Annotated in this window: 6 protein-coding genes; 5 read left to right on the top strand and 1 reads right to left on the bottom strand. The window is 58.1% G+C overall.

Going from position 1 to position 6,522, the window contains the following annotated elements; all coding sequences use genetic code 11:
- The 5 genes from EN994_RS13280 to EN994_RS13300 all read left to right on the top strand — a co-directional run.
- On the top strand, window positions 1-1,481 hold a 1,481-nt coding region (locus EN994_RS13280), incomplete at its 5' end, for an ABC transporter substrate-binding protein (RefSeq protein WP_164745897.1).
- 761 nt (window positions 1,482-2,242) lie between these two features.
- Entirely contained in the window at window positions 2,243-3,445 is a 1,203-nt protein-coding gene (locus EN994_RS13285) for an alpha-2,8-polysialyltransferase family protein (RefSeq protein ID WP_244514274.1), read from the top strand.
- 75 nt (window positions 3,446-3,520) lie between these two features.
- Entirely contained in the window at window positions 3,521-4,402 is an 882-nt protein-coding gene (locus EN994_RS13290; protein WP_013532751.1) for a hypothetical protein, read from the top strand.
- A gap of 92 nt (window positions 4,403-4,494) precedes the next feature.
- Complete coding sequence (locus tag EN994_RS13295) at window positions 4,495-4,863, top strand: hypothetical protein (protein ID WP_013532752.1); 369 nt, start codon at window positions 4,495-4,497, stop codon at window positions 4,861-4,863.
- A gap of 180 nt (window positions 4,864-5,043) precedes the next feature.
- The gene (locus tag EN994_RS13300; RefSeq protein WP_082826424.1) at window positions 5,044-5,259 is read left to right on the top strand and encodes a hypothetical protein; all 216 of its coding nucleotides are present in this window, start codon (window positions 5,044-5,046) and stop codon (window positions 5,257-5,259) included.
- Between the two features lie 263 nt (window positions 5,260-5,522).
- On the opposite strand, the gene EN994_RS13305 is transcribed toward EN994_RS13300, so the two are convergent.
- Window positions 5,523-6,522 (bottom strand): AAA family ATPase (locus tag EN994_RS13305; RefSeq protein WP_164745899.1); only part of this gene is annotated, 1,000 nt, incomplete at its 5' end.

Here is a 6,522-nt window from a genome sequence, read left to right on the forward strand (position 1 = left end):
CCGAGGAAGCCGCCCAACCCAGAAAGGGCGGCGTGCTGCGTGTTGCCATGCAGGTGATGGAGCTGGAAGACCCGCGCAAGTTCAAGGTTTCGCAGATGGGCAACATCGCCATGCAGTTTCTCGAACCGCTGGTGCGCTGGAAGCCGGATTTCACCTTCGAGCCGGTGCTGCTGCAGAGCTGGGAGATCAATGCGGACGCCACGGAATATGTGCTCAAGGTGCGCCCAGGGGTGAAGTGGTCGAACGGCGACGATTTCACCGCCACGGATGTCGCCTTCAACATCACGCGCTGGTGTGAGAAGGATGCCGCCGGCAACTCGATGGCGGGGCGCATGACCGCCCTGATCGATCCCGACACCAAGGTGGCGCGCACTGGTGCCATCGAGGTTCGCGACGACCACACCCTGGTCCTGAAACTGTCGCAGCCCGACATCACCATTATCCCTGCGATGACCGACTACCCGGCATTGATCGTCCACCGCACGTTCAATCCGAAGGCAGCGCCACTGTCGGCCAACCCCGTTTCCACGGGTCCATTCGAGCTTAAAAAACTCGATGTCGGCGTTGCTGCCTCGGTGCGCAAGCGGCCGGACGGGTCGTGGTGGGGCGGCGAGGTGTTCCTCGACGGCATCGACTGGACCGACTACGGCACCGACTCGGCCGCCACCGTCTCCGCTTTCGAATCCGGTGAGATCGACCTGAACGGCCAGACGCAGTCCTATGACGTCGCCATGCTCGACAGGCTGGGCCTGAAGAAAAGCGAGATCGTCACTGCCGCCACCCTGGTCTCGCGCTGCAACGTCAACGCCAAACCCTATGACGACAAGCGCGTGCGCAACGCCATACAGCTTGCGGTCGACAACGAAGCGGTGCTGCAACTGGGCGCCGACGGCATGGGCATCGTCGCGCAGAACGATCATGTCGGACCGATGCATCCCGAACACGCCGACCTGCCGCCGATCAAACGTGATCCGGCCCGGGCCAGGGCATTGCTCGAGGAAGCCGGCCAGCTCGATTTCGAGTTCGATCTGATCTCGGTCGAAGCCGACTACCGCAAGGAAAGCTCCGATGCCGTCGCCCAGCAGATGCGCGACGCCGGCTTCAAGGTGAAACGCACCGTCATCCCGGAATCGGCGTTCTGGAACCACTGGACGAAGTATCCCTTCGCGACGACCAATTGGAACGCCCGACCGCTCGGCATCCAGACCTATGCGCTTGCCTATCAGACCGGTTCGGCATGGAACGAGACGGGGTTCGCCGATCCAGACTTCGATGCCAAGGTCCACAAGGCCAATTCCATCGCCGATCCGGAGCAGCGCCGTGTGGTAATGAAGGAACTCCAGGTCATGCTGCAGGATTCCGGCATCATCGTTCAGCCTTACTGGCGAAAGCTGTTCTGCCATATGAAACCTTCCTTGATGGGCTACCAGATGCACCAGGCCTATGAGCAGGATTTCACACGGGCCTGGCTCGCCGCCTGATCGCGGACGACCCCTCCGACAGGGCGGCGCATTTTCCGGCGCCGCCCTCAGAGCAGTTCACCGTTTCACGGAAACGGCGAGCTGCTCTAACTCTTTGTTTTGAGGCAATTTTGGCCGGAAAACCGCTTCACACTTTTCCTAGAATTGCTCTGGCCTGCTCACCGGGGACGTTGCGCCGAAGCGTCGGCCTCAAGGGCGTTCGAGGGGCAGTGCGGGCTTTGTATCGGGCATGATGCGCAGATGCGCCCACACATGCCCTGCCTTGTCAGGTCGGCCGGGATTGCAGGCCGCCACACCGGACCGGCTGGCACATCAAGTGTGTGAAACATTCTGGTTTCTGCCTCTGTCATCATCTAGCTCCGGTTCATGGCTGGAGCTTACTTTTGACTGGGGGAAGCGAAACCCGCTTTCCCGGGCAACGACCTTCCCGAGAACCGGGAGAATTCGTGCTCTTGGTGCCGAGAGGGACCCGAAGCAGCAAGACGACCGCATGAGCGGTCTGCCGCACCGGGTGCTATTGCCGGATCTCGACAGGTCTCTGCCGCTCAGTTGAAGTGAATTCGCCTGCCTATTGTGCGGAACTCTAGCCTGTCTTGGACGTTAGACCCGCCGTCTGAAAGATATTTCCTACCGACGCGATAGGCAGTATTACGAAGCGGGTGGGACGCCCCGAGCCACACGGCCTGTCGGATATGAAGCAATTTTGCGGTTGAGATCGCGGAACATGCAGCGTTATTTCCATCCGATCTGGAGATCTTAAATTGCCAGCTCGAATATGCTGCGTCTTTGGCAGCTGGCAATTGCTCAGCCTGGTTGCCTCACTTCGCCAATCAACAATGGATGGAAGCTCCCCGGCGGATCAGGAGCATGAGGACTATCTCCTGCTTTATGAAACGGCCGGCGTTTCCGAGCATTTCAAGACCGGTCTTGCTGAACTTGCGTCTAAAGTATGGACCTGGAGACGGATCATATGGGCGTACGACCTTCTGACGTCCGAGCGTAAATATGGGCAACTGCAAATTTTCCGGATCCATCGTCTGATCCGAGACACAATTGGTCTCGACGCGAGTTCCGTAGCTGAAATCTGGGCCTGCTTCGTTAACCGGCCGTCGGAAAAAATACTGCTGGATTCATACCCTGAAGCCAAGATCGTTTTGTATGAGGATGGCTTGACGTCATACCTTCCATTCGAGATGGCAACCATGTCACGGCCGCCGGGCACAAGGTTTCGACGACGCATCACCGCGGTCTTGATTGCAGGACTCTCTACAATTTCACCGGCGTTCCGATTGAGGAAAGCGGCCGACAGGATAGAAAGACACCATCTGAGACGGGTGACGAAGTTTTATTCTTTGCTTCACGAAATCCCCATTCACGATGCACTGGAGAACGTACCAAGATTTCAGGTCGGCGCTTCGCTGATGCGCGACGTAATAGGTGAAGCCTGCAGGGATGCGCTTTCCGGCGGCGATGAACATTGCCGTGCGTCAGCCAACCCACGGATCCTGCTGCTCGGCCAGGCATTGTCGCGAAACCGCATAATGTCGTACGCGCAAGAGGCGGCGATCTATAGACGAATTGCGGAGCAGATCGTCGAGAGGGGATACGACGTCGTCTGGAAGGAACATCCCAGAATAAGCAAGCCCTTCTTCCCCGAATTGCTGGATGCAGTTGGCAATGTGACGGCCGACGCCAACACCAGGATCATGGAAGCTAACCTGCCACACATATATCCGATAGAGCTTGTCGTATCCCGAATGAACATCGTTGGCTGCGTCTCCGGCACGTCAGCTGCCCTTCTTTACCTGAAGTGGCTTTACGGCATCAAAACATACACATTTGCGGAAACCCTGGTCCCCCTCATGACTGGCGCGGATATTCTAATGAGCGAAATGGTAAAAGCCCATGCGGAGCCCTTTTCAACGCTCCAATCTTTGAACGAGACGCAGAAAGGGATCCGTTGAAAGGCGGTAACCCGAACAGGTTGAACACGATCCTCGCTGTCCAAATTCGGACAAACTCGATCTGGGACACCATCGATGTCAAAGCCGCTTTCAGTCCTTCAACGAGCCACCAAGGCCGACGTTCGATCGGAGCCGTTTCCACACATCATCCTGCCTGACGCCCTTCCCCTCGATCTCTACCAGGAATTGGCCGGCACGTTTCCCGCTCCGGAAACGCTCGAAATCGATACACGCCGCAACAACACCAGGTGGGATTATGAGGCCCACCGCGTTCGGTCGAACGAAGCCGTGCCGCAAATATGGCGCGATTTTATCGCCTACCATGTATCGCAAGCATTTTTCGGCGAGGTCGCCGACCTGTTCTATGACGATATTCACAAGCTTTACCCTGATTATTACCCCAATTATGAACGCCTCAAGAATATGAAAGCGGGCATCAGGTTTAGTGACACCTATGCAACACGCGACATACTGATGGATGCGATGCTCAGCGGGAACACGCCGGTGACCAATGCCGGCTCGGTGCGGACAAGCCACATCGACAATGGCGACAAGCTATTTTCTGGCCTGTTTTATATGAGGCCGGAAGATTATGATGCCGTTGGCGGGGACCTGACAATTAGTCGTTTCCAGTCCAAATACGCCACGCTGAAAGCCAAAGCGACACTCTTCAATGATGCCTATGTCGACGACACCCATTTGGAATGCGTCGAAACAGTTCAATACGACAAGAACATTCTTGTATTGTTCATCAACTCGATTGAATCGGTCCACGGCGTCACAGTCCGCCAACCCACCAACAAATCCCGGCTTTTCGTCAATCTGGTTGGAGAAGTCGAAAAGCCATTCTACATCAAAGGAAAAAAGATACGGCCGCGCTACGTCCCGGCGCATCAAAATCAGGATGAGGCGGAACAGACCTGGCTGAAAAAGCTCAAGCAAAAATTGCGGCTTTAGAAGAACAACGCCGTCGATCCGAGTTTCAGCCTGAACTGCCAATACCGAGCCGGATTCGACTTTCCCGGCGGCTAGGCAAAGATTGGAACAGAATGAGATTTTATCCAGCCGTCGAACGGATCGCCTTTTTCGCCACGCTTGCCGCTGTTCTTGCCCTTGCACTGCTGCCTATACCCCGACTTGAAGAGTACGGGATCGATATCGGTTTCCGTTCCGACAAGCTGAACCACGCCAGCGCCTTTGCCGTCATGACTTTCCTTGGAGGGCTCGGCTGGCCCGATCGAAAAGCAAGACTAATCGTCTTCCTGGCCATGATTGGAGCGGCGATCGAGGTCCTGCAGGGCACGGCGCTGATACGGCGCGATCTGGATGTGTTCGACTGGTTTGCCGATTGCGCCGGCATCGCATGTGGCCTCGTGGCCGTGATCTGTGTGAACTGGATCTTGCGGCGCAGAGGTTGAGCCCGCTCTCAAGCCTTATCTGCACGGCGCCGATAGCCACAGGAGTTCGCCCTCGGCTCCATTGACTCAGCGAAATCGGATTGCAACGATCCGATCCGAGAGTGAGCGATTTTTCTAACTTGGCCGGACAGATATTTTGGGCGCGGCACCCAGGAAGTGCGCCATCAGTATTGAGGGACGATGACGATCAAGATCAGGCTTCCGGGCGGTGTATTGAAGGTCAAGCAACGTTATGAGTTGCGGCGGCGAGAGTACAAGGGCGAAGTCCCGGTCTGGCAGTTTGGCAAATATTTCGTCATCTGGTGGCCCAGTACAATTCCTGATCGCCCCTCCAGGAGCTCGAATACTGATGAGGAACTTGAAATGAATCTTCCATCGTCTGGAGAAAGCACGTAAGCTCTATGCATCATGGCTTTGCGAATCAGATTGCCGGGGGGCACACTGAAGGTGAAGACCTACCGGGAACTGCGTGATCGCGAGCGGGATCACAGGGTGCCTGTGCTGAAACTGGGCTCGCTCTATTTCGTCTGGTCCCCGGCCAAACATCATTCGCACAGGCACAGTCCGCGGCCCTGACATTTTTTGCCGAGCGAGAACCGCTTGCACCCTTTTCCTGAAATTGCTCCGGTGCGGCCCATTCCAGCCAGCGCTGACCTGGGTCAGCTTGCCTCGCGCATGGCCTCGGCCGCCTGCAGGTCGACCGACACCAATTGGCTGACGCCCTGTTCGGCCATGGTGACGCCGAACAGCCGGTTCATGCGCGCCATGGTGATGGGATTGTGGGTGATGATGACGAAGCGCGTCTCGGTGGTGGCGGCCATTTCGTCCATCAGGTTGCAGAAGCGCTCGACATTGTGGTCGTCGAGCGGGGCGTCGACTTCGTCGAGCACGCAGATCGGCGCCGGATTGGTCAGGAACACCGCGAAGATCAGCGACATCGCCGTCAACGCCTGCTCGCCGCCCGACAGCAGCGTCATGGTCTGCGGCTTCTTGCCGGGCGGGCGGGCCAGGATTTCGAGGCCGGCCTCGAGCGGATCGTCGGATTCGATCAGCTGCAATTCCGCCGTGCCGCCGCCGAACAGATGCGAGAACAGCCGCTGGAAATGGCCGTTGACGACATCGAAGGCGGCAAGCAGCCGCTCGCGGCCTTCGCGGTTGAGGCTCTGGATCGCCTGCCTGAGCTTGCGGATCGCCTCGATGATGTCCTCGCGCTCCGACACGATCGCCTCCAGCCGGTCGGAAAGCTCCTTCTGCTCTTCCTCTGCGCGCAGATTGACGGCGCCCAGCCGTTCGCGCTCGATCTTCAGCCGGTCCAGCTGACGCTCGATCTCGGGCATCTCAGGCATCGGGCTGTCAGCCTCCAGACCGGTATGGCGAATAACCACATGCGGCGGTGTGTTCAGCGTTTCCTGGATGCGCGCCTCGACCTCCAGCCGGCGTTCGTCGGCCGCGGTCAGCCGCTCTTCGGCGCGAACGCGGCTCTCGCGCGCCTCAGCCAGGAACTGGATGGCGCCGGTGGCGGCCTTGTCCAGTTCGGATTGCCGGTTCTCCGCTTCCTGCAGACGGTCGGCCGCCGCCTTGCGCAAGGTTTCGGCCTCGGTGAGCTGCGACAGCAGGGCGCGCCGCTTGGCGTCGATTTCATCGGGCGCATCCGCCAGC

This window comes from Mesorhizobium sp. M7A.F.Ca.CA.002.09.1.1 (assembly GCF_003998555.1).
Lineage (GTDB): Bacteria > Pseudomonadota > Alphaproteobacteria > Rhizobiales > Rhizobiaceae > Mesorhizobium > Mesorhizobium ciceri.

Bases quoted from the DNA above. Each gene is read 5' to 3' on its own strand.
- EN994_RS13290 (WP_013532751.1), top strand. From the start codon at position 3,521: ATGTCAAAGCCGCTTTCAGTCCTTCAACGAGCCACCAAGGCCGACGTT.
- EN994_RS13295 (WP_013532752.1), top strand. From the start codon at position 4,495: ATGAGATTTTATCCAGCCGTCGAACGGATCGCCTTTTTCGCCACGCTT.
- EN994_RS13300 (WP_082826424.1), top strand. From the start codon at position 5,044: ATGACGATCAAGATCAGGCTTCCGGGCGGTGTATTGAAGGTCAAGCAA.